The 24,549-nt window shown below is 55.3% G+C and carries 17 protein-coding genes; 12 read left to right on the top strand and 5 right to left on the bottom strand.

What is annotated here, in order from left to right; all coding sequences use genetic code 11:
* The first annotated feature begins 39 nt into the window (after window positions 1-39).
* The 6 genes from EYC82_RS09370 to EYC82_RS09345 all read left to right on the top strand — a co-directional run bounded on the left by EYC82_RS09370 (window position 40) and on the right by EYC82_RS09345 (window position 8,992).
* Window positions 40-1,674: a hypothetical protein gene (locus tag EYC82_RS09370; RefSeq protein WP_279249269.1), complete on the top strand. Its 1,635-nt coding sequence runs from the start codon at window positions 40-42 to the stop codon at window positions 1,672-1,674.
* A gap of 100 nt (window positions 1,675-1,774) precedes the next feature.
* Window positions 1,775-2,686 (top strand): peptidylprolyl isomerase, encoded by a 912-nt coding sequence (locus EYC82_RS09365; RefSeq protein ID WP_279249268.1) that lies wholly within the window; start codon window positions 1,775-1,777, stop codon window positions 2,684-2,686.
* An 83-nt stretch (window positions 2,687-2,769) separates the two neighbouring features.
* Window positions 2,770-3,726, top strand: a complete 957-nt coding sequence (locus tag EYC82_RS09360) for a glycosyltransferase family 2 protein (protein WP_279249267.1) — start codon at window positions 2,770-2,772, stop codon at window positions 3,724-3,726.
* 97 nt (window positions 3,727-3,823) lie between these two features.
* A complete protein-coding gene (locus EYC82_RS09355; protein WP_279249266.1) occupies window positions 3,824-7,222 on the top strand; it encodes a glycosyltransferase in 3,399 nt (1,132 codons plus the stop codon).
* Window positions 7,223-7,396: 174 nt separating this feature from the next.
* Entirely contained in the window at window positions 7,397-8,107 is a 711-nt protein-coding gene (locus tag EYC82_RS09350; RefSeq protein ID WP_279249265.1) for a class I SAM-dependent methyltransferase, read from the top strand.
* A 15-nt stretch (window positions 8,108-8,122) separates the two neighbouring features.
* Window positions 8,123-8,992 (top strand): sulfotransferase, encoded by an 870-nt coding sequence (locus EYC82_RS09345; RefSeq protein ID WP_279249264.1) that lies wholly within the window; start codon window positions 8,123-8,125, stop codon window positions 8,990-8,992.
* Window positions 8,993-9,028: 36 nt separating this feature from the next.
* On the opposite strand, the gene EYC82_RS09340 is transcribed toward EYC82_RS09345, so the two are convergent.
* From EYC82_RS09340 to EYC82_RS09325, 4 genes are all read right to left on the bottom strand, one after another.
* Window positions 9,029-12,043 (bottom strand): glycosyltransferase, encoded by a 3,015-nt coding sequence (locus EYC82_RS09340; protein ID WP_279249263.1) that lies wholly within the window; start codon window positions 12,041-12,043, stop codon window positions 9,029-9,031.
* Between the two features lie 221 nt (window positions 12,044-12,264).
* The gene (locus EYC82_RS09335) at window positions 12,265-14,268 is read right to left on the bottom strand and encodes a DUF6077 domain-containing protein (RefSeq protein WP_279249262.1); all 2,004 of its coding nucleotides are present in this window, start codon (window positions 14,266-14,268) and stop codon (window positions 12,265-12,267) included.
* 74 nt (window positions 14,269-14,342) lie between these two features.
* A complete protein-coding gene (locus EYC82_RS09330) occupies window positions 14,343-15,704 on the bottom strand; it encodes an ABC transporter ATP-binding protein (protein WP_279249261.1) in 1,362 nt (453 codons plus the stop codon).
* Window positions 15,694-16,482, bottom strand: coding sequence for an ABC transporter permease (locus tag EYC82_RS09325; RefSeq protein WP_279249260.1), 789 nt, complete (start codon window positions 16,480-16,482; stop codon window positions 15,694-15,696). Before EYC82_RS09325 ends, EYC82_RS09330 begins: the two co-directional genes overlap by 11 nt.
* 319 nt (window positions 16,483-16,801) lie before the next feature.
* Between EYC82_RS09325 and EYC82_RS09320 the strand changes: the two genes are divergently transcribed.
* The 6 genes from EYC82_RS09320 (at window position 16,802) to EYC82_RS09295 (ending at window position 23,473) form a co-directional block, all read left to right on the top strand.
* Window positions 16,802-18,064, top strand: a complete 1,263-nt coding sequence (locus EYC82_RS09320; protein WP_341475054.1) for an AmpG family muropeptide MFS transporter — start codon at window positions 16,802-16,804, stop codon at window positions 18,062-18,064.
* A gap of 175 nt (window positions 18,065-18,239) precedes the next feature.
* On the top strand, window positions 18,240-18,965 hold the full coding sequence (locus EYC82_RS09315) for a sulfotransferase (protein ID WP_279249259.1): 726 nt from the start codon (window positions 18,240-18,242) through the stop codon (window positions 18,963-18,965).
* A gap of 14 nt (window positions 18,966-18,979) precedes the next feature.
* Complete coding sequence (locus EYC82_RS09310; RefSeq protein ID WP_279249258.1) at window positions 18,980-19,996, top strand: glycosyltransferase family 2 protein; 1,017 nt, start codon at window positions 18,980-18,982, stop codon at window positions 19,994-19,996.
* 17 nt (window positions 19,997-20,013) lie between these two features.
* Complete coding sequence (locus EYC82_RS09305) at window positions 20,014-20,805, top strand: class I SAM-dependent methyltransferase (protein WP_279249257.1); 792 nt, start codon at window positions 20,014-20,016, stop codon at window positions 20,803-20,805.
* Between the two features lie 288 nt (window positions 20,806-21,093).
* Window positions 21,094-22,173 carry a phytanoyl-CoA dioxygenase family protein gene (locus tag EYC82_RS09300; RefSeq protein ID WP_279249256.1) on the top strand — a complete coding sequence of 360 codons (1,080 nt, stop codon included), beginning with the start codon at window positions 21,094-21,096 and terminating at the stop codon, window positions 22,171-22,173.
* Window positions 22,174-22,285: 112 nt separating this feature from the next.
* Window positions 22,286-23,473, top strand: a complete 1,188-nt coding sequence (locus EYC82_RS09295) for a phytanoyl-CoA dioxygenase family protein (RefSeq protein WP_279249255.1) — start codon at window positions 22,286-22,288, stop codon at window positions 23,471-23,473.
* Window positions 23,474-23,512: 39 nt separating this feature from the next.
* Here the strand turns inward: EYC82_RS09295 and EYC82_RS09290 are convergent, their stop codons facing one another.
* Window positions 23,513-24,481, bottom strand: a complete 969-nt coding sequence (locus tag EYC82_RS09290; RefSeq protein WP_279249254.1) for a phytanoyl-CoA dioxygenase family protein — start codon at window positions 24,479-24,481, stop codon at window positions 23,513-23,515.
* Window positions 24,482-24,549 lie beyond the last annotated feature (68 nt).

The raw sequence follows: 24,549 nt of genomic DNA, 5'->3' as shown, positions 1-24,549 counted from the left end.
ATATGTGTTGTAAATAGTGAAACCTTAGGAGTCTCCAATATGAAAGCAACATTCAAGCCCTTAAGCCTCGCGGTCGCTGTAGCGGCTGCTGGCGTAGCAGGAACATCGAACGCACAGCCAATGGATCTCGCAGCAGAGACCGGTCTGGGCGACCTCGCACTTGTTCCGTTTTATACCGTACGTGATGACTGGACTACCGGCGTATCTGTAATTAATACGTCCGAAGCAACCCAGGTCATCAAGATCCGTATGCGTCGCGCCGTCGATTCGATGGACGCACTGGATTTTAACGTTGTTCTGTCACCCAACGATGTGTGGACCGGTTATGCGGCCCGCGCTGAAGAGCTCGACGCCAGCGGCGAAAGAGCGATTCGCTGGTTCTCGAACGACAACAGCTGTACCGTCCCGGCGTTAACTGCATCAGCAGACACGCCGTACCTGCAAATGCCCACAATTTACCGCGCCGGCGCAGAGACAGGTTATATCGAAATTCTGACTATGGGTGAGACAGTTGATGAACTTCAGCCAATCGCCCGCGCCGCGCTTCACGCTGAAGCATTTGGTGGGTTACCCGCCGATTGCCCGAAGGTGGTTCGCAACTTCCTCAGAGGCACAACCCCCGTTGATTACGCGGCAGATTATGCCAGCCTGCCCTCAGCCGGTGCGCGTGTGGATGGGGTGATCAACTCTGAACTGACAATGAACTCAACAGTGGCTGCTCCTGGCTACGAGACGTCTGCATACATTGAGAGCGATAACGTAATCCGGGTATCGTACTTCATCCGCGATGGCGCGAGTGGTACCGAGTTTGGTAACGCGGCAGTTCACATCGCTGACTTCTTCAACGGTGCGTCAATGACCAACCAGGTGCAAGGCGTTGCCGCCGGCGACTTGCAGGGCTTTGACAGCCCGGACCTCAACGGTGCGGCACCATTTAGTGCAAACCAACTTGGTATTGGCGGAGACTACGGCGCCGCTGTATTCGGCCAATTCCGCAGTATTATGGGCGCCACTCAGATCATCAACGACTGGTCTGCCAACGATACCGGCAACTTCGCTGTCAACACTGACTGGGTAGTAACGGCGCCGGGACAGTACTTGATGCTGGACCTGCCTGCTTACCTCACGTCATTGGCAACGACATCGAACTGCCTGGGCGGCACACCTGGAAACCCCAACGTAGTGACCGCTACTGGTGCTAACTGCGATTTCCGTGACCTGCCCCTGACTGTGAATGCAACCGTATACTCTCGTGAGGAAGACGAGATTGGTGTGACTCCGGACGAGGTGGTTGTTTCTCCCGCTCCGATCGTCCCACCAACGGTGGTTACATTCGACCGCGAAGTGAACGTGGTGAGCTGGGGTGTTGGCGAAGACGGTGAGCCAGAGACCATCATCAACGGCGAAGATGAAGTCATCTCATTCCCACGACCTGAGGGTGCACTCGCCGGTTGGGCGAATGTAGTGATTACTCCTGACGCGGCCAAGGCACGAGCGATTTGTGAGTTTGACGCAGCTGTACCTTCGATCGTGGTAAGTTGTACACCAGCCTCGGGTGGCGTGCCGCTGATCGGTTTCGTTGCTTGGGAGCGTAACTTCGACAACGCACCGGCATCAAACTTCGGTCGCATTGTTGAGCACGCGTTCCCAGATCGCGGTCAACTGCAACCGTAACGGTTAGTCTTTACAAAGATTGATCTTAAACCGACACCGCAAGGTGTCGGTTTTTTTATTTCTGCAATTTGAGGATATGATAACTATTATGAGGACTAGTATGATCACTGTGAGGCGTATTAAGCGCAGCCTGGTAGCGTTTTTTTTCCTGTCGTTGGCTCATTTTCCCGTGCAGGCGGAGGTGGTTTTGGAGCACGACAGCATCAGCGTGGATCGGGCAGAACTCGACTACGTGGTAAGCTTATGGCCAGCACAAATGCAGCAGGCCGCGGCTAACGACGAAGGCGATCGGTTAGAATTGCTCAATCGTATGTTGGTGGCCAAAAAGTTGGCGCGGGAAGCAGATAACATTCCAGCCGACAGCGAATTGTATTGGCCGCTTCAATACCAGATCATGAATTTGAAACAAAAATACTGGATGGATAATTTCAATAAAACACTCGATATTCCCGAGATGACTGCTCTGGCAAAGGAGCGCTACGCCACCCAAAAAGACGAGTATGCGCGTGTGCCTGAACAGCGCCTCTCTTCACACATACTATTTGCCTGCCCCCCGGGCGAATGCTCTCGCGTGGACACCACGGTTGAGGCACAAGAGGTGCTTGACCAATTGCGTGCCGGTGCGGATTTTGCTGCGATGGTGCAGCAGCACTCTGATGATACAGGCACGAAAGTGAAAGACGGCTTGTTTGATGTCTGGATTAGCCGCGGTCAATCAGGAGTATCAGGCCACTACACGGAAGGGCTTTACACCATCGATAACGTGGGCGACTACTCCGAGCCGGTCAATACCCGGTTTGGCATTCATATTTTGCGGCTGGACGATATCAGGGAAGAGCACTATTTACCGTATGAGGCGGTCGAGCCGAATATCGTAAAAGCACTGCGAAGTGAATATGTGCGGCTTTCCACGCGGGATTATTTGAATACGTTCGACATAACGGAAGACGTCTATATAGATAGGCCTGCCGTTGAGGGCGCGCTCTCCCCTTACAAAACCGCATCACCCTGAAGCGGCCGAGCAGGTCAGTAGTGCCTGGGGTTATGCTCAGGCTGGGTGACTCATGATGGATAACCGCTGCACGGGTGCTCTACTTGCCGATCGACGATAACGCGAGTTCAAAATTCGAGGTTTTGGGCTCACGCGTGGCGGTTTTATTGGGTACCTTGAATGGTGCTGAATTTCTTGGCGAGCAATTGGAGTCGATTGAGCGGCAGTCTGCCACCTGCTGGCAACTGGTTGTCTCTGATGACGGTTCACAGGATGGTACGCAGGAGTGTTTGTCTGCCTTCCGTCGCAGGGCAGGCGAGGGCCGTGTCAGTATCACCAGCGGCCCCGGGCGCGGCTACGTCGCAAATTTTTTGTCCTTGTTGCACGCACCCACTGGCGCGGACTATTTCGCCTTTGCCGACCAGGACGATGTCTGGGATGCGGACAAACTCCAGCGGGCCGTCTGTTTTTTGTCCAGCCTGCCGCCGGATCGTCCCGCGTTGTATTGCTCCCGCACCCGTCTCATCGACGAACAGGGCGGGCCAGTCGGCTTATCGCCCTTATTTACCCGTCCGCCCGGCTTCGCCAACGCATTAATCCAGAATATCGCCGGCGGAAACACCATGGTGTTTAACCGGGCCGCCAGGGAACTACTCATCGCTTTCGGTGATGTCGATGTGGTCAGCCATGACTGGTGGGTGTATCTTGTTATCTCGGCGTGTGGAGGTGAAATTTTTTACGATTCGGAGCCTTCGCTGGATTATCGCCAGCACCGTGGCAATCAGATAGGGTCCAGTCAGCACCTGTCGGACCGCTGGAATCGCTTATTACTTGGCCTGCGCGGACGCAAGCGCGATTGGAATGCTCGTAACATTGCGGCGCTGAACCAGATGAGCACGCTACTAACGGATGATAGTCGCCGGGTATTGTCCGAGTTTTGTCATGCGAGACACGCAGGACTGTGGGGCCGAATAATCGGTATGCGGCGCGCCGGTGTGTATGCCCAGAGCGTGCCGGGTAATATCGGATTGTTTGTCGCGACAATTTTAAATATTTTGTAGCGATCGGTGCGTATAATGAGGTCGCTCGAAACAGTAAGTGGTGTATTGCTTGCTGAAAAAATCGTGCTGGCCGTCACTCCACAGGCCCCACAACGCTATGCCTGACCAACGAAAATTGATTGTTGTTCTTGGCCCTCACCGGTCTGGCACCTCTCTGTGCACGGCCGCGCTGGAAAGCCTCGGTGCCCAGCTCCGCCTCCCCGAGTATTACACCAACGAGGAAAACCCGCGCGGATTTTTCGAGCATCCGGATATTGTCGATTTCAACGATCGTCTTCTCGCCTATTTAGGTGGCGCCTGGGACAACGCACTGTTTCAAGGTGCGCAGGCGATGAGCGTGCGGGACCTCACCGCTTGGCGCGCGGAGGCGGTCGGTTTATTCTCCGGCCTATTCGCCGAGTGTCCGGTGGTGGCCGTTAAGGATCCACGGCTTTGCCAGCTGTTGGGGTTTTGGCTGAGTGTTTTCGCTGACTGCGGTTATGCCGGAGACGAGATATTTTTTGTCCATGTGTTGCGCGATCCGGTCGAGGCGGCCCTGTCTCAGCGTAATCGCGCCGTCGATGACCCGCTGTTCTACGAGGTGGGTCGCGAGTTGGAAGAGGGGGCTGCTCTGTGGTTGTCTTTAACCGCTCAGGCGTTGGAGCAGTCCCTGGACGGCAACAATTTTTATGTGTCCTACGCGGCGATGTTGTCCGAACCTGCAATCACTCTGGACACAATGGCGGACTTTATCGGTTTGCAACCGGACGTGCGGCGGGTAGAGACGTTTTGTGCCGATTTCGTCACGCCCGCACTGCACCGCAGTGTCGCGAATGGCACACTGAATGCTGCGCTGCAGGAGCGTTTTCCTCAGGCACCTGCATTCTACCGTGGCCTGAAGCCTTTATTCACCCGGGGTGAGGTAACGCCCGGTGAACTTCAAGTCCTGCTGGACCAGTATCATGCCACCGACACCGGTCTGGCGATCGCCAGAGTCATGGCACCGGCGCTGTCCCGCCTGAGCGAGCGCAGCCGCCGCGATAGCCTGGAGGCGGAGCGCCGTCAGGATACGATAGCCGATCTCGAGAACCAGGTCAGTGAGCACGAATCACTGCTGCCACCACTGCGTGATCAGATATCCCGACTGGAAAAGGGTAATGCTAGCTTACAGGAGCAGACGCGCAATCAGTTGGCGGAGATGGAAAATCAGCAACGAACGTTTGAATACACTATCGGTGCGATGGAGGCGTCGACCTCTTGGCGAATATCCCGGCCCATACGCTGGCTGGGTGAATACCGTAACCAACTACGCGAGGTGCTGGTGAACAGGGCCGCAACGTTCAGGCTGCGCTCAATTTATATTTACCAGCGCATGAGTGTGCGTCACCCGAGGTTCGCGTGGGCCGGTCGAGTCACCCTGCGCCCGTTATTTCGAGTGATCAGCGCGTTTTTGTCACGCAATGGCAGCTTGGTCTCGGATCGTCGATTTGAAAACCAGAGCGAGTCCATGCGCTATCAGGCGTACGAAAACACGGAGGACTATCGTCCACTGGTTAGCATTGTGGTACCCAATTACAACCATGCGGAATTTCTTTCCCTGCGTCTCGATTCAATCTATTCCCAGACCTATCAAAATTTTGAAGTCATTCTTCTGGATGATGCGTCCACGGACAACAGCACCGACGTGTTGACGAAATACCAGCAGCGGTACCCCGCCAGTACTACGCTGCTTATTAACGATGAGAATTCGGGCGGTGTATTTCATCAATGGGAAAAAGGCTTGAAGGCGGCCTGTGGCGATATCGTCTGGATTGCCGAAAGCGACGATTGGTGCAGCGAAAATTTCCTCGAGGTGCTGGTGCCCTATTTCGAGAACGAGGCGATACAACTGGCGTACAGCAAGACCGTGTTTATGAATGCTGCGGACGAACAGCACTGGTCAATCAGGGAGTATCTGCACGACATCGACCCTGACCGTTGGTCGGCGCCGATAGTCGCCTCCGCTCACACCATGGTGGCCGATGCATTTGCGATCAAGAACATCGTACCCAATGTGAGCTCCGCCCTGTTCCGAAACCCGCAATCACTCGAACTTCTCGCTGATACTGATTGGAAAAATATGCGCACCTGCGGCGACTGGATTTTCTATCTTCACCTGATCCGGGGTGGTGCGCTGGCCTACTCGCCGGATGCATCCAATTACTACAGGATTCACGGAGATAATACGTCGGTGGCTTCTTATTCGCAGGATGTGTTTTATCGCGAGCATGAAGAGGTGGCCAAAACGGTTCAAAGGTATTTTCGGGTGGATGCCGAGGTGTTCAGGCGGCAGAGGGATATCCTGATTGCCCATTGGCGGGAAACGCGGGAAGACTATACGGCGCAGGCCTTTGACGCCTGCTACAGCCTTGACAGGATCGAGCAGGTGGCGACTGAGCGCACCCCCAACCTGCTGATGGCGTCCTACGGTTTTTGTACCGGGGGAGGCGAGACGTTCCCGGTCGAGCTTGCCAATCTGATGAAGGCGTCTGACTACAACGTGACCTATCTTGACTGCGCGCAGGAGCCACGCAACGAGGGTGTACGTGGCAAGTTGCGCGCGGATATTCCGGTGGTGTCAGATCTTGCTGAGCTGGAAAAAATCGTCAGGGAGATGGGTATTGATATCATTCATTCGCACCACGCCTGGGTAGACAGCTCCATCCTCGATATTCTTCCGGAGGACACTCCCTGTCGTACCGTTGTTACCCTGCACGGCATGTACGAGACGATTAACAGCGTCGATCTTAAATTTATTCTGCCCCGGCTGGCCCGGCGGAGCGCCTCCCTTATTTACGTGGCGGATAAAAACCTGATGGCGCTCACTCAACATAAGCTCGTGGATAAGGTCAGGCTGGTACGTATTGAAAATGCCCTATCGGATAACGGTTTCGAGCCGATTGAGCGAGCCACTCTTGATATTCCGGAAGAGGCTTTCGTCGTCACGCTTATCAGCAGGGCCATGGCGGAAAAAGGCTGGCAGGAAGGGATTGAAATTGTCACGCAGGCCCGGCTGCAATCGGACAAGGATATACATCTGCTGCTGGTGGGTGACGGCCTCGAATACAACCGCCTTAGCGAACTGGAACTTCCCCCGTTTGTACACCTCGAAGGGTTTCAGACCAATGTACGGGGTTATTTTGCTCTGTCAGACATGGGCTTTTTGCCCTCCAAATTCCGCGGGGAAAGCTTTCCCATGGTAGTTATCGAGTGTCTGCAGTCCGGCAGGCCTTTTATGTCCAGCACGCTGGGGGATATTCCTTACATGTTGGGTAGCCCGGACGGACCGGCAGGCGTGCTGATCGATCTCCACGATACGCTAATCAATACCCCGGCCTGGGCGGAGCAGGTCGCAACGCTGGCGGCAGATAAACAGGCTTATAGGGCGTTGGTTGATCGAGTGCCCGCGGCGGCGGCCAAGTTCGATGCATCGGTTATGGCGCACAAGCATGACGAGGTTTATCGCTCGGTACTGTGATCTGGTCTTACGTGCGGTGCCTGGCTCATGGATTTCATTGCCAGGGTAGCGTTATTCCAAGTGTCGCCGAGCGGGCTGAGTTATAGTTTTACCTATTCTTTCGCGATAGAGTACCGCCTTAACCTTCGGGTTATGCGGGATGTCTGTTCGCGCCGGGCGTGGAAGGGAAACATAATGTACGAAAAAGATATTCTGGGCCTGTCCCGTCACATCGGCGACAAACATCACAGAGCCTATATTGGTCCGCCGGATGAATATGACCTCGTGAGTGCCATGTCGTTTAACCTGTTGACTGCCAGCGGGTTGCGCCAGCATCACCGCCTGCTTGACATAGGGTGCGGCTCACTGCGGCTGGGGCGTCTGCTCATTCCCTATCTCAACGCTGAAAACTACATTGGACTGGAGCCCAACGAGTGGCTGGTGCAAGATGGCTTGCGCTACGAACTTGGTGATTCGCTGGTTGCATTGCGCAAGCCGCTATTCCTGTTCGATACAGGGCTTGATGATCTGGAGTCGGGCGTGCGCTTCGACTATGCCATCGCCCAGTCTATTTTTAGTCACACGGCGCCGGATTTGCTGGAGCGCTGGATCAGTGACGTATCGCATCGCCTGTTGGATACCGGGGTGCTTTTTGCCACGGTTATCGAGGGCGCCTCACCCTGCGGAGGTTCTGGCTGGGTCTACCCGGAGTGTGTGGAATACCCGCTGGCGGTGGTGGAAGAGCTGGCCCAACGCTACGGTCTGTCCTTCAAAACGCTGGATTGGTTTCATCCGCGCCAGACCTGGTGCGCTTTCTACAAGCCGAGCTACAACGTGGGCTTGCTGGATGGAGGCGCTCCTTCCTGGAATCGCTTTGGCAGGCTGCGGGAAGAGAGCGCTGGCTAACGGGGGCGACGGACTGTGTCTAGGTATTCGATAGCGGCCAGGGATTCTGCACCGATCGTGATCGGCGGCGTTGGCGGCAGTGGTACACGCCTTGTGACACAGCTGCTGCAGCAACAGGGTGTGGTATTTGGTGGCGACAAAAATGAGGAACTGGATAACCTCTGGTTCAGTCTGCTGTTTGTTGACCGCGATATCTTTTCAAGGCCAGTGCAAGAGATTGAGCAAAGGGTGTGGCTGTTCGTCAATGCCATGCGCGATAGGGAGTCCCTGCCTGAGAAACTAACGTCATTGCTGAATGCGGCGGCTCGCTTTGATCGCGGGCCAGCCCTGCGGCAGAAGGTACTGCAGGCGGCACGCAAGACAATCGACGATCCCGCCTACGCGGTGGAAACTGCTGCAGCATGGGGTTGGAAACAACCGAACGTGCAGGTGATGGTGCCGCTGATCGCGCCGTATCTTGCCGGGATGAAATATATTTACGTGGTCAGGAATGGCTTGGATATGGCATTTGGCTACAATCAGAACCAGTTGAAATATTTCTGGGGCGATCTTCTGCTGGGCGACGATGCCGAGGTAACACCGGCCAACGCATTGCGCTACTGGGTTGCCAGTTATAAACGTAACTGTGCTTACCGTGCGTTGCTGGGCGACAGGCTTTATCTACTGAACTTCGACCTACTGTGCGCGAACCCGCGCCAGGAGCTGCTGAAACTGAATGATTTCCTTGGGCTGAATCCGCTTGAAGAGGCGCTGGCGTCTGCGGAGAGCGCCGTGGTTACGCCGGGCAGTACAGGGCGTTACAAGCACCATGACTGCAGTCAGCTCTATTCTGAGGATATCGACTTCGTGCGCTCTCTGGGGTTCGATACCGAGCGACAGGGCTGACCACGTCTTCGCGATCGCGGACTGTCTCCCGCGGCGCTAGGACGTGACGTCGTCGGTTATCGATTCCATAATGGGCAGAGAACGCAGGAAATGAGCCTGCTTGCCTTTGGCAAAAGCGTAGTTCTCGTGCAGTAGCTGGTGGCGACTGGCGCGGTCGGACGCATTGTAGGGGGTCCGGTACAGGGAAGTAACTTTTGGAATGTATTTAAAGTTTGATTCTGAGCTGTAACGAAACCACAGATCCCAGTCTTCCAGTTGGAACATCTCTACATCGAACCCGCCGTAGTGTTCGAACAGGGCTCTTCGAAATAAAACCGATTGTATTGGCAGGTAATTATGGCGCTGCAGTATCTCGCGGTCGAACTCCTGCCGCAACAGATCAGGCGTCGCATGCATATGCTCCGAATAAAGTGTTTGCTCATCGGGGTAGTAAGTCGTGGCGACCTCCCAGGACAGGCCATAGGCAGCAGAAATGTCCTCTTCTGCCATTAGCTCCCCGGCAAGAATTTCTACATGGTCAGGGAATAGCAAGTCGTCGTCGTCCAGAAACATGATGTAATCGCCGGTGGCGATTTTAAGTCCAGCGTTACCGTTGAAAGATCGGCCGTGCTTGGGTTGGGCGGAATAACGAATCACATGATTACCTGCAAACAATGCCTTGCAGCGCTCAACGAGATCTTTCTGGGTCTCACCGCCGTCTTCGACAATAATGAGCTCGATGTGCTCATACGTCTGGTTGAGTACACTGGTAATCGACTCGTACAGCCAGCGCTCTCGCCCAGAATACGTACGCGTAATAATACTGACCATCGGCTTAATTTTGCGTTGCTCCGGCAGGGTATAGAAGCTGCCTTCCCGCACCATTTCATAATCCCATTTTCGGAAGGGGAAGTTTGCGCCTCCCAGGGGTTTTTTGCGGGAGAGCAGAAAGTAGGGCGTATTGACGAGGATTCGCGCGATATTCTTCAGTATCTGGTAGCGAGAGACTGCCTGCGGCCCGCCGTCAGCGAGTAGCAAAGTATGGAGTTTTGCGATACCCAGAATGTCCCTGAAGTTACCGTAGCGCAGGCGGATATAAGCGTTAGCCAGGGTGCTGCCGTAAAACTGTAATGGCTTGAAGCTGTTTTCATCCTCGTAGGTGTAGTGGTTAACCCGCGCGGAAGGGATATATTTCAGGTGGTAGCCACTTCGTCGCAGGCGGTAGGACAACTCCACGTCTTCGCCGTACATAAAAATACGTTTTTCGTATCCGCCTACACTCTCATACGCATCCCGCAGCATGAGGATGCAGGCATGCGAAGACCAGGAGGTGTTGAGGGTAACCGGGTCGTAGTACTTGGGGTGCTCAAAAGGCTGCTGTCGTAATTCCCAGGAAGCGATGTCTTTCGGGTCTCGCAGCGCATGAGAGACAACCTCAAGGATTGATTGTGGCGTGAACTCCACATCGATATTGGTAATCAGAATGAATCGTGAATCACCCCTCCCTATTGCTGCATCCTGGCCGTGACCGAAACCGTTGTTAGGGCCGTTCTCTATAGAAATTTCCCGCAATCGATCTGCATAGGGAGACGTGAGGGTGCGCATTTTCTCGAAGGAGTCATCGGTGGAGTGATTGTCTGTGACAAACAAGCCGATATTAGACAGCGGGTAGCTCTGCTCGACGAGGCTATTTAAAAAACCCTCGATCCAGCGACTGCTGTTGTGAGTAACCACGGTAATATCGATGTCGGGTAATTCCTGCGGATTCTGATCAAAGCGCTCCAGAGCACCGGCTAGAGCGCGGCCTCTGCCCCGTGCCAGTTCACGGGTGGCGGCCTGATTGCTGCGACTGGATGTGGCGAAGCTGGCAATGCGATGGGAAAGCTTGCTGAAGATAAACTGTATATAGACCTTGGTGTAGATGCGTGGGCTGAGTAGGCTACGTAACTTTCGGCCAACGAAGCGAAATACGCTCGTTAGCTTCCAGGAGCGGCTTGATAAAATATCCTCGACCTGGGCATTTAAACGATGAAGCTCCGCATACAGCTCCTCGCGTTCAACATGCAGCTCCTCGCGCTCAACATTCATTCGTTCGTTCTCTGCAGCTACGCGCCGTATTTCTGTTTGCAGCTCCTCTTGGCGCAGATCGGCACTGCGACGCGTGGTATTGAGTTGTTCCTGAAGCAGATTCTGATCATTATTGCGGGCGTCTTTTTGCGACTTGGCCCGATCGACCAGCGCTGTAATCTGGTTAAGCAGGGGCGCACAGCCTGTCAAAACCGATTCCAGGCCGGCGCTGGCGGGGGTGCCTCGCCCTGCAATGATGTGGTCGTACAGAGCATCACAGAGGCCGTGCAGTGATTGTTCGGAGTGAGTGGTTGCGTTGTCCGGGTTGTCTCTCTGCGAGTGTTGCGCAGAGGGGGAAAAGAATGGGTTGCCGCCTCGTTCTGGTTTGTCCAGGCCACAGCTTGAGGCCAGCTGTCTGGCAAGTGTTTCCTCGTTGGACAGTGCCCGATCGAAGTCGATGCGCTCACATTCCGTGCCTTTGGTATCCCTCGCTATATCGAGGTTATACCGCGCCCAGAGGGCCAGCGAGACCTCTTCACTGTAGGCATTTCTTGCGTGTAGTGACTGGCTGACCGCGTTTGGGTTGCGTGTTACCCATAGGTAGTGCACTGCAACATTCGCACGGATAAATACCTGTTGCCAAAAAGGCAGAAGCCGGGACATTCGCGGATCTTTCACGGCGGCAACAGGGGCGTCGTGACGGGTAAGGCGGCGCACTATGCCGATTGCCCGCTCGGCGAAACGTGCCTGCAATAACTGAAGTGTGGCCTCGTCCCAGACTATTGCGCTGCAGGATTGCCAGCCGAGCCCAAGTTGATTCAGAATGTCCTCATTCAGCGCGACGCAGTCTGCATCTTCAAAAAACCCCAGCGTGTTGTCTCCTGCGGCAGGAATGAGACAGTTGCCCAGGCTGGCGCCCAGTTGCTCCAGAAGCCCGGCAATAGCGCTGGTGCCTGAGCGATGCATGCCCAGCACGACCACAATTTTTTGGGGATCAGCGCTCATAGTGCGCTGCATTTACCGGGTGCTTGCATACAGCCATCCTGACGAGTGATACCAGCGCTCCGGACCTATGGCGCGGACCACGCAGGGAGTCGCTAACAATAACACGGCGGAGGTCGATATTTCTTGCCCGAACGGGCAATGAAAAAGTGAAATAGTTGGCGATTTTTCGAGATCTCAGCGCGGGCCATCATTATCGAGGGCAGCATTCCTTTTGGTATTGACTACGGTGTCTCTTTCTCTTCTTCTTTCTCTACTGATCGCCACACCTCATAGGGGCCTCGTCTCTCGCGGTGATAGTCGGCCTGTGCAAGTACAGCTCCGATTGTTTTTGCCATGGCAATTTCTCGGGGGTACACCACATAGCGTGGTTCATCGCTGGCCAGTTGCTCTTGCAGGAAATTGGGAAGGGAGGCGTATTCGTCATGTCCCTCCAGAATGTCAAAAAGGCGTTTGCGTCGATTGATTTCCTCTACACCCGCATGTTGTTGAATATCTGCAAAACTAAAGTAGTCAATGCGAACAAACGCAGGGTAAGGATGATTGCGAAAGGTGGTAACCCAGGCCGAGATGGAAACAGGCGCATAGATTGCGGGTCGGCCTGGTGCATCGTCGACGATGTCCCGCGCCAGCGCGTGATCGAAAGGCGCAACCTTTGCTTCAGGCATGCCAATAGCCACCCCGTTTGCTTCCGACAGGCTCCAGCGGTTCGAAAGCAAAAGCAGTGTCATCATTGTGAGGCCTGGCAGCACGGCGGAGGGTACTCGAGGCCAGTCGGCAAGTAGGCGATTGCTCAAGCCAGCCAGAGCCAGCGCGGCTGATAACACCAGGGGTAGTGCCCAGAATATACGCCATTGCAGGGCGAGATCGAACATCTCCGCAAGGAAAGGCGCAGTCCATGGATTGAGCAGTGTCAGTACAAATATCAGTATCGTTGCGGAAAAAATTTTGCCGCGCCGTTTGTCCGCGACAAATAATGCAGCGAGTGGCAGCAACCCAAGTACCAGCGAGCCAAGTAGCCCGTCGCCCAAAACCATGTGGAGCCCATTAGTGACGCTAGGCTGCACCCCGCCATACAGTCCATTCCCGAGACTGGCATCCGATAGAATGGCCGCGCCGATCGCTGCAAAACCCGCCGCAAACAGAGCGGCTCCGAGCATGATGAATTTAATATTGCGGCGCTCCATATTCAGCAGTGCCGCGGCGCCTGTGGCACCAACAATGAGAGGCACTGTAACCAGTGCCGACGAGCTCAGTCCCAGGCTGCAAACGATGATCATGCCCAGCGCCAAACCGCGTCGCCAACCGGGTGATTCAGCAAAGCGAAGCCCGAGTAGAAGACAAAAAGGGAGTGCGATTGTGACCAGAACGGCCTTGCCCTGAAAAAATCGCACAAACGCGAAATTGCCAAAAGCGCGGTGTGTCTCGCCGAGAGCGATGATGAGCGTTAACCAGATGATCAAAATGCTGATTGCTACGCGCGGCAGCAGATAACGCGCCAGTTGCCAGTGCACCAGCACGGCGGCCGCGCCAAACAGGGCGGGTAGTACGAGATAGTAAAGCGCCTGGTGATCGAGCCCTGTGACCTGACTCAGGGCCGCGACGAGTAACTCATAACTGTGGAGGCGATAAATGGGGTACTCGAGAGGCATCGAAGGGTCTGGCCAGAGACCGGATCGCGAGTAAAGCGCGTCCTGCGGGAAGTCCATCGCGGTGACGACAAAGTTGAGATACTGCGCGTCATCAATGTCAGGACGATGACTGATCAGCGTCAGTGCGGCCCCGCAAAGTATCAGTACGATAACGGTCGCACTGTTGCCGTTGCCCGCAGGAGAGCGGTTACTGCAACTGAGGTCGGCCCCGCTGCGGTAGATATGGCAAAGAACAAGGATGGAGCCGACCAGTTGCATGGCCCACAGCGCCTCCCAGGGCGCGGCCAGGCGGTCCAGCAGCATGAAGCCTGCGAGGTAGGCCAGCAAGGGCCAGTTCCGTATGGTTTTCTCACGCCCACCTGCGGTCGGTGGTTGCGGCGATGAAGTGGCGTGCGCGCTCCCCTCATAAGGGCATAGCCACGCCCCGGCCAGTCCAGCAACAATGGCCAGTGGCGACCATTGCAGTAACTGTACGAAGCTGCCACCGGTGAATACCATGAGGTAGCAAAGGGCGGTCCAGCTCGCGAACAGGCTGGTTCCCAGTATCAGCACGGAATGTCCAAGGCGGTCGTTCACGACTTGTTCAATCCGCAATGGCTGTCATTGGCGCCCTGCCAGTGTTCAGGCCCATACCCATGTAAACCTCGTCATTACTTCAGATGTTTTTGGTCATGGTAGGTGATGGAGACAGCCTCTTGCACTCCGAAGTCGACCACGCCGGTAATCGTATCGCGTTCAACCGGTTGTACGTTGAAGGTATAGAGATCCAATACTCTGTGCGCGAAGATTTCTTCTCCGTTTACCATGGCCAGAACCCCGGCGTTGAGAAAATATTGGTCGGATGTTAGCAGGCATTTGAACGGGAATGACACCGTCACAACGGTGCCAGCGGCGAAGTCACTGTTCATTAAAGTCTCGGTGTTTGAAGCGATGCCGCCCACCTCGATGCCCCTGATGGTCTTCACCAGGAAGCTGAAGCGAACATTGTGCAGGGGTTTAGTGAAGCGCACCTCGTAGCTGAAAACATAGGATTCCCCCCGTTGCAGAATATTGACCTCGCTCCCCTTTGTGTTGTGCAGCTGGGCGTTGCCGATTGTGGCACCGTGGGACTCGTACGTGATGGTGCTCTGGGGCACGAGGTTGGGATCATGGAAATCTGTGCTGCTATCCTGACTTGTGTTTGCGGCGCCGTTGTCATGGTCGTGACGCTGTTCATAGATCGAGACCGCCTCTGCGCGAATGGCCAACAGGGTCTCCGGGAGTGACGCCTCATTCGCATTGAGGATGCGATTGTAAAGGCCCATTACAAACTTGGGTCTACCCTCGCAAATTTTTTCGCCTTCATTTAAGAGGATGGCTCGGTCACAGAGCTCTACGACCGTGGTTTCCGAATGTGACACGAAGAGGATTGTCGTGCCGTTTTTTTTGAGGTTTTCGATACGGGTAAAGCATTTACGCTGAAAGGCCGCGTCGCCTACAGAGAGTGCTTCATCGATGATAAGGATGTCCGGTTCTATGCTGATAGCAATTGCAAATGCAAGTCGGACGTACATGCCGCTGGAATAAAGCTTGACCGGACGATCGAGAAACGCGCCGATGTCTGCGAAGTCTATGATACCAGCGATCCGATCTTCGATAGCATCAGCGGAAAGGCCGAGGATGGCGCCATTTATGAAAATGTTTTCTCGCCCTGTTGCATCGGGGTTAAATCCCGCCCCCAGCTCCAGAATGGCCGAGACGCGCCCGTGCAGTGTAACGAGGCCGCTGGTGGGTTTAAGAATGCCGGTTATCAATTGCAGTAATGTACTTTTACCGCAGCCGTTCCTGCCGACAATGCCCACCACTTCGCCCTTGTCCACGGTGAACGACACGTCGGATATTGCGGTAAAGCATTCCTTTACAGTGTTTCGATTTCCCCTGAGCAGGCCCAAAAAGCGATGAGCAGGACTCTGGTAAATGTCGTAGGCCTTGCATAGGCTCTCTACCGCAATAGCGGGTGTATTAGAGGACATCGGCAAAGCCCACTTTCACGCGGATGAACAGTCTGTAGCTGAGATAACTGAACAGCGCGGCACCCATGAAAAATAAACCGAGGCCCGTAAAATTAGGTAGCACACCGGCGAAAACAACCAGGCGTAACTGCTCGATCAGGAAGGTCAATGGGTTGAGGTAAAGAAAGCCCTGTGCTCTTTCAGACAGGGCGCTCACTGGATAAAAAATGGGAGACGCAAACAGCAGCGCTGCAGCGAGCAGACCTGTCATTTGCGATATATCCCTGAAGAATACGCCCATTGCCGACAGCAGCCACGCTGTGCCGAGTGCCATCAATAGCAATGGCACTAGGATGACAATTGAAAACAGCGCTTCTGGTCCGGGCAGACCCTGAAAAATCGTGACAAATAGCAGCAGCAGCGTGAGGTTCACCGTCAGTCCGAGGGCGGCGGTGAGGGTTTGCACAATGGCGAAGACCTCCACGGGGAATACGGCTTTCTTGACGTAATTGGGGTTGCTGACCACCAATTGTGGTGCGCTTGTGAGAATCTCGGCAAAAAAGCTGTGCAGTAACAGCCCCGCAAACAGCAACAGTGCAAACGCGTCGGACTCGAAGCCCGCTCCACCCCACTTGGCCTTGATGACCACGGTAAAGAAAAGCGAGTAAATGGCCAGCATGATCAGCGGCGTGACCACGACCCAGAGTCCGCCGAGCACAGAGCCGGTGTACTTCAGTGCCAGTTCGCGCTTGACCAGTTGCGCTATCAGGTAGCGATTTGAGAGGGCAAGCCCAAGCATGCAGAGTGCCTTTTTTGCGACGTCTCACCGGGTCGTGTCCGCGGTGGCCGGTAAGTTGTCTCTTGTTATCAGTATGCTGCGATGGCGGCGCCCGGTATCGGTGCGGGCTGCCCGGCCCCGTTCGGGCAAAGGTCGTTTGCCAGTACCGTTGCAGAATAAGGGGGCCCATCTTCAATGTCCATCCCCCGCGCAGACCGCTCGGGGTGAGCAAGCCGCGTTCTATTCGAATTATCATTGTTCACTGGCGTCAGTCGCTACTTAGCGATCCAGAGGTGGTATACAATCTGGCAACAATAATGCAAGCCGGAGCACAGTGTACTTGAGCAGAACCTTGAACGAGTGGCGCGCCGATATCCTGAATCGACGTATGCTGATCTGCGTGTTCACCGGGTTTGCTTCTGGCATGCCGCTCTTCGTCCTGATCCAGTTAGTGCCTGCCTGGCTGAGTGATGGCGGGGTACCCCTGTCGGAGATAGGTCTTTTCTCCGCGGTAACACTACCTTATGCCCTGAAATTCTTGTGGGCCCCAATGATGGATCGCTATGTGCCTCCCTTCCTGGGTCGGCGCCGTGGCTGGATGTTTGTTACGCAGGTTGCGTTGATCGTGTCCATTGGTGCTCTCGGTATGTTTGATCCCGCGCGCAGCACCGCAGCAGTGGCGGCGCTCGCCGTGGTAGTGGTCTTCTTCAGTGCCAGTCAGGATATCGTGCTGGATGCCTATCGCAGGGAGATCCTGGCGGACTCGGAGTTGGGTATGGGCAGTGCCATTCACGTGCAGGCCTATCGGATAGCGGGGCTTGTGCCGGGCTCCTTGTCACTGATTCTTGCCGATGTGCTGCCATGGGGCAGCGTGTTCTGGATTACCGCGAGTTTTATGTCTTTGGGCATTATGATGACCCTGCTGGTTTCCGAATCAGAAGTTGACCTGCCGCCTCCGTCCAGTTTTATGCGCGCCAATCTGGAGCCGTTCGAGGAGTATCTGGGTCGAAAGGGCTGGTCAGGTCTCGTGCTGGTGTTGTGCTTTATGTTTTTGTACAAAATTGGCGACAATATGGCAACGGCACTTGCTACGCCGTTTTATCTCGAAATGGGATTCAGTAAAACGCAGATTGGTGTAGTGGCAAAACATGCCGCCCTTTGGCCGGCGATCTTCGGTGGGTTACTCGGTGGACTGGTGATGTTGCGTATAGGCATCAACCGGGCGCTATGGATTTTTGGCGTGGTCCAGCTGATCAGTATTTTGGGGTTTGCCGTGCTGGCCGGCAGCGAAGCGCACCTCTGGTTGCTGGCCTGTGTTATTGGTTTTGAATACCTGGGAGTGGGCCTCGGCACCGCGGCGTTCACTGCATTCATTGCTCGTGAGACCAGTAAAACGTACGCTGCTACCCAGTTCGCCCTATTTACCGCATTGGCGGCCGTGCCGCGCTCGGTCGCCAACGCCAGTACCGGCATTATTGTTGAGGAATTAGGCTGGGTGCATTTCTTTCTTTTGTGCGCCATGGCGGCCCTGCCCGGCATGATTCTCCTCTACTGGGTCGCACCGTGGCGCAGTGAGCCTGCGGCGGAAGCGGCAGCGGGTTAGATTGTGGCGCCTGTCTGGCACTATTTGGGCAACCGGTCACGGTTGGACACTTATTCAGGGCTTTCCGTGGTTATTTCAGGGAAGTCTAGATACACTTGTGGCCTATAAGAAGATGTTATATGAGTCGGTATTTATGAAGTGCGATTGTCTTACGGCGTCAGCTGGAAGGGATTAAATGGAGGCTCGGACCGTCAGTAGTTCCGGGGCCAGCGCACCGGCGCGAGTGATTGCTGTTTTGGGCATGCATCGCAGTGGTACCAGTTGCCTGACCGGCACCCTGCAGGATGCCGGGTTGTCTATGGGTGATATCCATACCTGGAACAAGCACAACGAGAAAGGAAATAGGGAAAACCAGCAGTTTGTCGATCTGCACGATCAGATACTGGAGGCAAACGGAGGTGCCTGGGATGACCCTCCCGAGAAAGTGAACTGGCGTGAGACGCATGTTGCGGCGGCGAAAACACTGTTGGCCAGCCATGCGGAGGACGCCAGCTTTGGCTTCAAGGATCCTCGCGCGCTACTGGTGCTCGATGGCTGGAAAGCTATTTTTCCCTCGCTAGAGTTTGTCGGCATCTACCGTCACCCGAACGCGGTGGCCAAGTCGCTGGCCAAGCGCAGTAGTAAGACCCGCGAAGAGTCACTAAAGCTTTGGTACGCGTATAACCGAAGCCTCTATCGCGAGTACAAGCGCAAACCCTTTCCTATCTTGTGTTTTGATGACGAGGAGTCGGTGTTGGATTCAAAAATTCACCGGGTGGCCGATGAGATGGGTTTTTCGCACGGCGAAAATAAGGAGAAATTTTACACCGCAGCACTCAAACACAATGACAGCTCTGGCGACTCTCCGCTGCCGTGGAGAGTAAAACGGCTGTTGCGTAAGTTAGAGAAAGCCGGGCTTTGACCGCCGGACGCTGAATGCTGGACAGAATTTCACAGGGCTTCCGCCGCATCATACCCAACGCAGGAACCAGCGTTCCGCTTGTCAGCTATGTGGTGATTGCTTATGACATGCCGCAGCAGGCGGAGATAACCATTCGTTCTCTGTTGCCAGGTTATCAGCGTGGCGTGAGTGCCAGTGACTACGAGATCCTCATTGTCGAGAACGCATCGTCCAATACCCTCTGCGATACCTTTCTCCAGACACTGCCTGCGAACGTGTCTTACCACCTGCGAAAAGAAACCAGGCCCACGCCCATCCACGCCATCAACTATGGACTGGAGCGAGCGCGGGGACAGCACATTTGTGTGATGATAGATGGCGCGCGTTTGCTCACCCCGGGAGTGGTCAGGAACACCATTCTCGGGCACCGCCTGGCGGACAACGCGATTGTGACAGTGCCGGGCTATCACCTCGGCAAAGAGTTGCAGCAGAATGCGGTCAGTAGCGGGTATGACATGGCGCATGAGCGCAGGCTTATGCAAAGCATAGCGTGGCCCGATAATGGCTACCGCCTGTTCGAGATTGCCTGCTTCTCCGGGTCCTGCAAGTGGGGCTTTTTCCTGTCACAGAGTGAAAGCAACTGTATCAGTATGTCGGCAAAGCTTTGGCGTAAGCTGGGAGGCTTCGATGCGCGTTTCGAGGCCCGCGGTGGTGGTCTGGTAAATCTCGACACCTACAAGCGCGCGCTGGAGTATCCTGGCACGCGGCATATTGTATTGCCGGGTGAGGGTAGCTTCCATCAGTTTCATGGTGGCGCGACCACCGGCGGTGAAGCGGAGAAAGACAGAGAAGCGTTGATCGATTCGATAAAAGAGGAGTACTTCTCTATTCGCGGTGAGAAGTACAAGGCGCCGGAGACCGATCCGGTTTACCTCGGCGAGTTCCCGCGCGAAGCGCAGAAATTTATACACTTTTCCTCGGATAAGATTCTGGAACGAGTACAAAACTCGGCTAAGCCGCAAGATGACTTGGCTTCGATAATAGATAACTGAGAGAGCACGAGGTTTATATGAGCAATAATATTTATTTCCCACCGTCCCTGCAGGGCTTCGAACCCAAGCGTATGGTATTTAGCACCTGGGTTGATCACCTGCCTTTTGCCTACGATCTGGTAGCGGCTATTCGCCCCGAGTTGATAGCGGAGTTGGGCGTGTACAACGGACTCTCTTTTTTCACCTTTTGTCAGTCCATGGTGGACCACGATATCGATGGTGTCGCCTACGGAATCGATTGCTGGGAGGGTGACGAGCATACTGATGCCTACGACGATTCCATCTACAACGAAGTAGTTGAACATGCTCGTGAGCACTACCGTGGCAACACCTATTTGCTGCGCATGTTTTTCAACGAAGCGCTGCAGCACTTTAACGATAACTCTCTGGATTTGCTGCACATCGATGGTTTGCATACCTATGAAGCTATCCAGGAAGATTTCACCAACTGGTATCCCAAGGTGAAGCCGGGTGGCATTATTCTGTTTCACGACGTCATGGCGAAAATCAAGGATTTTGGTGCCTGGAAATACTTTGAGGAGCTGGAACAGCAGTATGATGACGTGTTTCGCTTCAATCATGGGTTCGGGCTGGGCGTGATGCGCAAAGAGGGCGGAGCGCCCAGTGATGAGCCGTTGCTCCGGTTGCTCTTTTCAAAGGACGAGGAGGACATCAAGCGGTTGCGGCAGTTTTACGTGCATGCCGGACACTTTCTGGAGGCGCGTCGCCAGGCCACTTTCTGGCGTCAGAGCCGCAAAGGCGGCAAAAAAGGCGGCCAGGGTAAGGCTGACCAGGGCAAAGGGGAGTAGTCAGGGCCGGGCCTCGAATCGCCGGCTGCCCTGCGCACCGCTTTGCGCTCCCTGCCGGGGTGTCCTGCGTTTGATACCCCGTTAGCTTGTCTCTCCAAAAACAGGTGTACCCGTGTCGCAGATTGAGCATGATCGTCTCCAATCGGTAACGATCATAGGTTCTCCTGACGTGAGCCCTATTGTTCTTCGTGGCAGCTTGAGCAGTCCCGGCTGTAGCCGCTTTGAATTTATAAGTCATTAATTAATATCAATAAAAGTGATATTAACCGGTCGTTGGAGAATGCCCTTATGTCAATTGACAGCACATTGCGTAGCGGGCAGGATGCAGGCATGGGCAGAGAAAACGAACTGTTGCAGAAGGCGGATCAACTCGTTGATAGCGGGGACTTCCGGGGCGCAATCAGTCTTCTGGAGGAGGCCGGGCGTTTTGACGATCCCACGCTGGCGCGGCGTCTTGTAAGCCTTCGCATCCAGGCCTATGCCGAGATGGAATGGCCAGAGCCACATGATCATTGGCCGCCCCATCACGATGGCCGATTTGAGGGCGAAGCCGGCTTCCCCGACATACAGGCGGTTGAGCTTGATGAGGGTGCCTTGAAAGCCGGTATCCTCGGGCGCGGCGGACTTATCGTGCGCGGGCTGATGGACGAGCAGCGCATCGAATCCATGCGTGAAAATATCGACCGTGTGCTGTTGGCGCGGATGGAAGCGTCCGACGAGGTGCCGGGCGCCGAAAACAATCCTTGGTATCACCGATCGGAAAATGTGCGCGGTGGGCCCACCCAGTTCCGCGGCGGCCAGCGCTTCACCACCATCGGCTCCGCCTGGAGTGTTGATAGTCCGCCGACCACGTTTCAGCTAATCGAGTTCTATCGGGAAATCGGTCTGCACGGCCTTTTGCGTGGGTATTTTGACGAGGACCCCGTTTTGTCTGTGCGCAAATGGGTAGTACGCTGCGCTGCGCCGAATAATGGCGCCTCTTCGGGGTGGCATCAGGATGGCTATTTTCTGGGCGATGCCTCCGCTATTCGCACCGCTAATCTGTGGATTGCGCTGACCGATTGCGGGGGTGATGCGGATGCGCCCGGGCTTGAAATTGTGGCTGGGGGAGAGCGAAAGATTCACGAGACCGGCACCCGCGGCTCACCATTTGACTGGACTGTGGGTCAGGACCTGGTCGATGAGATCGCCTTGACCAGCCCGGTGGTGTGTCCTCGCTTCAAAGCGGGAGACGCTCTCTTCTTCGATCATTACAACCTCCATCGTACGGGTTTCGGGCTGAATCATACGAAAAATCGTTACGCGGTAGAAACCTGGTTTTTTGCTGGCTCTACGGCTCCACATAAACAGCAACCGGTAGTGTTTTAGTCAGGGTCTCCTGTGATGATTGGCTATATCGGAATGCGCACAACGTACTGTTACGGACACCTTGCGAAGTCATGGCCACGGCGCCACGCATGCGTTGCGACAAGGAGTGGCTATGACCAGTGAAACGCCTGCGGCTGACCCGGCGGTGATCGAGCGCTACCGTGGCGAGCTCGCCCGAGTCGATGAACTGACCGGCGCAGGAGACTATGAGGCGGCCATTGCGTTGCTGCAAAACGTGGCGCGTAGTAGCGGCGATGAGGCATTGATGCAGCGCTTGATCGAACTGCGTGTCGTCGCCATGCCGCTGTTGGCTGACAACGTAGACCCTCAGCCCATGTACGAGGCCAATCAGCTCCTGGGTGAACCGGGCGCAGTGCGAGAACGACTCGACAAGGACGGCTACCTGTTCTTCAGAGATATTATTCCCACAGAGCGGCTGCGTTCATTACGGGACGATATCACTAACATTCTGGCGGACGAGGGCTGGATAGAGGGGGGTGAGCGACGGCCGCAGGCCCGGGCGATTTGTCGCCCTCGGCGGGAAGGGCAACCCAAGTTTTTCAGGGCCCATGATCGTATTGTGAAACTGGAAGCGTTGCACAGTATGGCCCACGAACCCCGCTTGCTGGATGTCATGCGACAGGCGCTGGGTGATACCGCTTTCCCCCATCCGCTCAGCATTGTCAGGCTTGTATTTCCGGATAGTCCCGAGCTTGCGACCCCACCTCATCAGGATTTTCCGAATAATCAGGGCACGCCCAAACTGACAGCCGCCTGGATGCCGCTGGCCGATTGTGACATTGAGGGCGGCTCACTGGCTGTTCTGGAAGGGTCTCATAAGTTTGGCCTGTTGCCACTGAAATTTCACCTCGGTGCCGGAAACCGCGCGGCGGTTCTCAGTGAAGAGGTCAGGGCCTGTCGCTGGGTCGGTGCAGACTTCAAGGCCGGGGACGTGCTTTTGTTTCCTTCGCTGACGATTCACAAGGCGATGGAAAACCACACTCTGGAGACGATGCGACTGTCGGTGGATTTCCGCTACCAAACGGAGGGCGAAGCGCTCACTGAGGGTTGCCTGAAACCGCATTTTGACCGCGTCAGCTGGGAGGAGATATACCGCGACTGGCAGTCAGACGCGCTGAAGTACTACTGGCGTGATAAGTCTTTTGACATGGTGCCCTGGGATGAAGTGTTACATGCGCTGCCGGCGGATCATGTCGATGAAGCGTATGAGCAGACACTGGCCTATAACATCGCCCTTACCCGGCGCAAGGAAGCGCGTGCCGCCGATGGGGGTGATTAGCTGCCCCGGCCATTGCCTTGGCGTACATCACCGACACTGCTACCAGGCGAGGGGGATCTGGTTTTTGGGGAATGCAGTCTCTCCAAAAAACCAGGTTTCAACCGCGTACCGTAAGCGACTGAAGTCGGCACGGTACTGCGTGCGGTGAAGGTAGAAATGATCAAAGAAAAAAGCATCCCCTTCATTGAAAACGGGTTTGAGTGGGCCGTCTCGCTGGAGCTTCCCGGTCAGCTCGTCGCTGACAGACCAGTTAAACTGGGCGCCGTCTGAGGAGACAATATCGTAGAGCCGTAATGGAATAACATCCATGCCGGGTGCGCCGGTGTCGCCGCCGCAGCCACTTAGCGGTATCCACATATTGATACTGTTGATATCGGTTCCCATGAAAGCCCCGTCCTGATGCCAGCCCGCCTCGGCGACGGGCAGCATGGATCGCCGCAAAACCCACTTCTTGACGGTGAGGCAGGGCGATTCTCCAAGGTACTCTTTCACTAGTTCCTTCAGGCCATAGTGCTCGTAGAGTTGCAGCAGCGATTCCGCCACGCTGGGCGCCTCCACGCACATGGCGGAACCGGATTCTCGATGGAAGTTGCGCGTATTACCCAGTTCCCGATCCTTGTTGGGCATGATGGAGCGCAGGTTCTCAGGGGGGCTGAAATAGGTGCCTGGCGCTGGCGCGCTGCCGATATCCGCGCAGGCATCGATCACCTTGTCGGTGGCCAAGCGCATAATCTCTGTCGACTGCCTGGAGAACAGATTTCGTACAATCAGTGCCCCGTGTCCCGCAATCGCCTCGCGCAATACGCTCGCCGTCAGGTCACTGGCGCCTATCTCGGGAATCTCCGCCGAGCTCGCCGGCGGTGTTGCGCCGCTTCTGTCGATGAGCAGTTTCGGTTTGGCCGCAGGCTCACGCAGACGAAACGACTCAATGCGGCTGCCTACGGTGGCGCAGTCGGCAAGTACATCCCGGGCCTCTAGTGCGGCGAGGGGGGCGTCTGGTGTACCCATAAAACCTTCATTTTTCTTAGAAACCGCAGAAATTGTATGCCATTCTGACCGGGGAGTCGATGATACGG

Source organism: Candidatus Marimicrobium litorale, from assembly GCF_026262645.1.
In the GTDB taxonomy this organism is placed as follows: Bacteria; Pseudomonadota; Gammaproteobacteria; order Pseudomonadales; family Halieaceae; genus Marimicrobium; species Marimicrobium litorale.
This window is presented reverse-complemented; position numbering and strand designations above follow the sequence as displayed.

Coding starts and splice junctions, on each gene's coding strand:
- EYC82_RS09370 (WP_279249269.1), top strand. CDS start 40: ATGAAAGCAACATTCAAGCCCTTAAGCCTCGCGGTCGCTGTAGCGGCT.
- EYC82_RS09365 (WP_279249268.1), top strand. CDS start 1,775: ATGATCACTGTGAGGCGTATTAAGCGCAGCCTGGTAGCGTTTTTTTTC.
- EYC82_RS09355 (WP_279249266.1), top strand. CDS start 3,824: ATGCCTGACCAACGAAAATTGATTGTTGTTCTTGGCCCTCACCGGTCT.
- EYC82_RS09350 (WP_279249265.1), top strand. CDS start 7,397: ATGTACGAAAAAGATATTCTGGGCCTGTCCCGTCACATCGGCGACAAA.
- EYC82_RS09340 (WP_279249263.1), bottom strand. CDS start 12,043: ATGAGCGCTGATCCCCAAAAAATTGTGGTCGTGCTGGGCATGCATCGC.
- EYC82_RS09330 (WP_279249261.1), bottom strand. CDS start 15,704: ATGTCCTCTAATACACCCGCTATTGCGGTAGAGAGCCTATGCAAGGCC.
- EYC82_RS09325 (WP_279249260.1), bottom strand. CDS start 16,482: ATGCTTGGGCTTGCCCTCTCAAATCGCTACCTGATAGCGCAACTGGTC.
- EYC82_RS09315 (WP_279249259.1), top strand. CDS start 18,240: ATGGAGGCTCGGACCGTCAGTAGTTCCGGGGCCAGCGCACCGGCGCGA.
- EYC82_RS09310 (WP_279249258.1), top strand. CDS start 18,980: ATGCTGGACAGAATTTCACAGGGCTTCCGCCGCATCATACCCAACGCA.
- EYC82_RS09305 (WP_279249257.1), top strand. CDS start 20,014: ATGAGCAATAATATTTATTTCCCACCGTCCCTGCAGGGCTTCGAACCC.
- EYC82_RS09300 (WP_279249256.1), top strand. CDS start 21,094: ATGTCAATTGACAGCACATTGCGTAGCGGGCAGGATGCAGGCATGGGC.
- EYC82_RS09295 (WP_279249255.1), top strand. CDS start 22,286: ATGACCAGTGAAACGCCTGCGGCTGACCCGGCGGTGATCGAGCGCTAC.
- EYC82_RS09290 (WP_279249254.1), bottom strand. CDS start 24,481: ATGGGTACACCAGACGCCCCCCTCGCCGCACTAGAGGCCCGGGATGTA.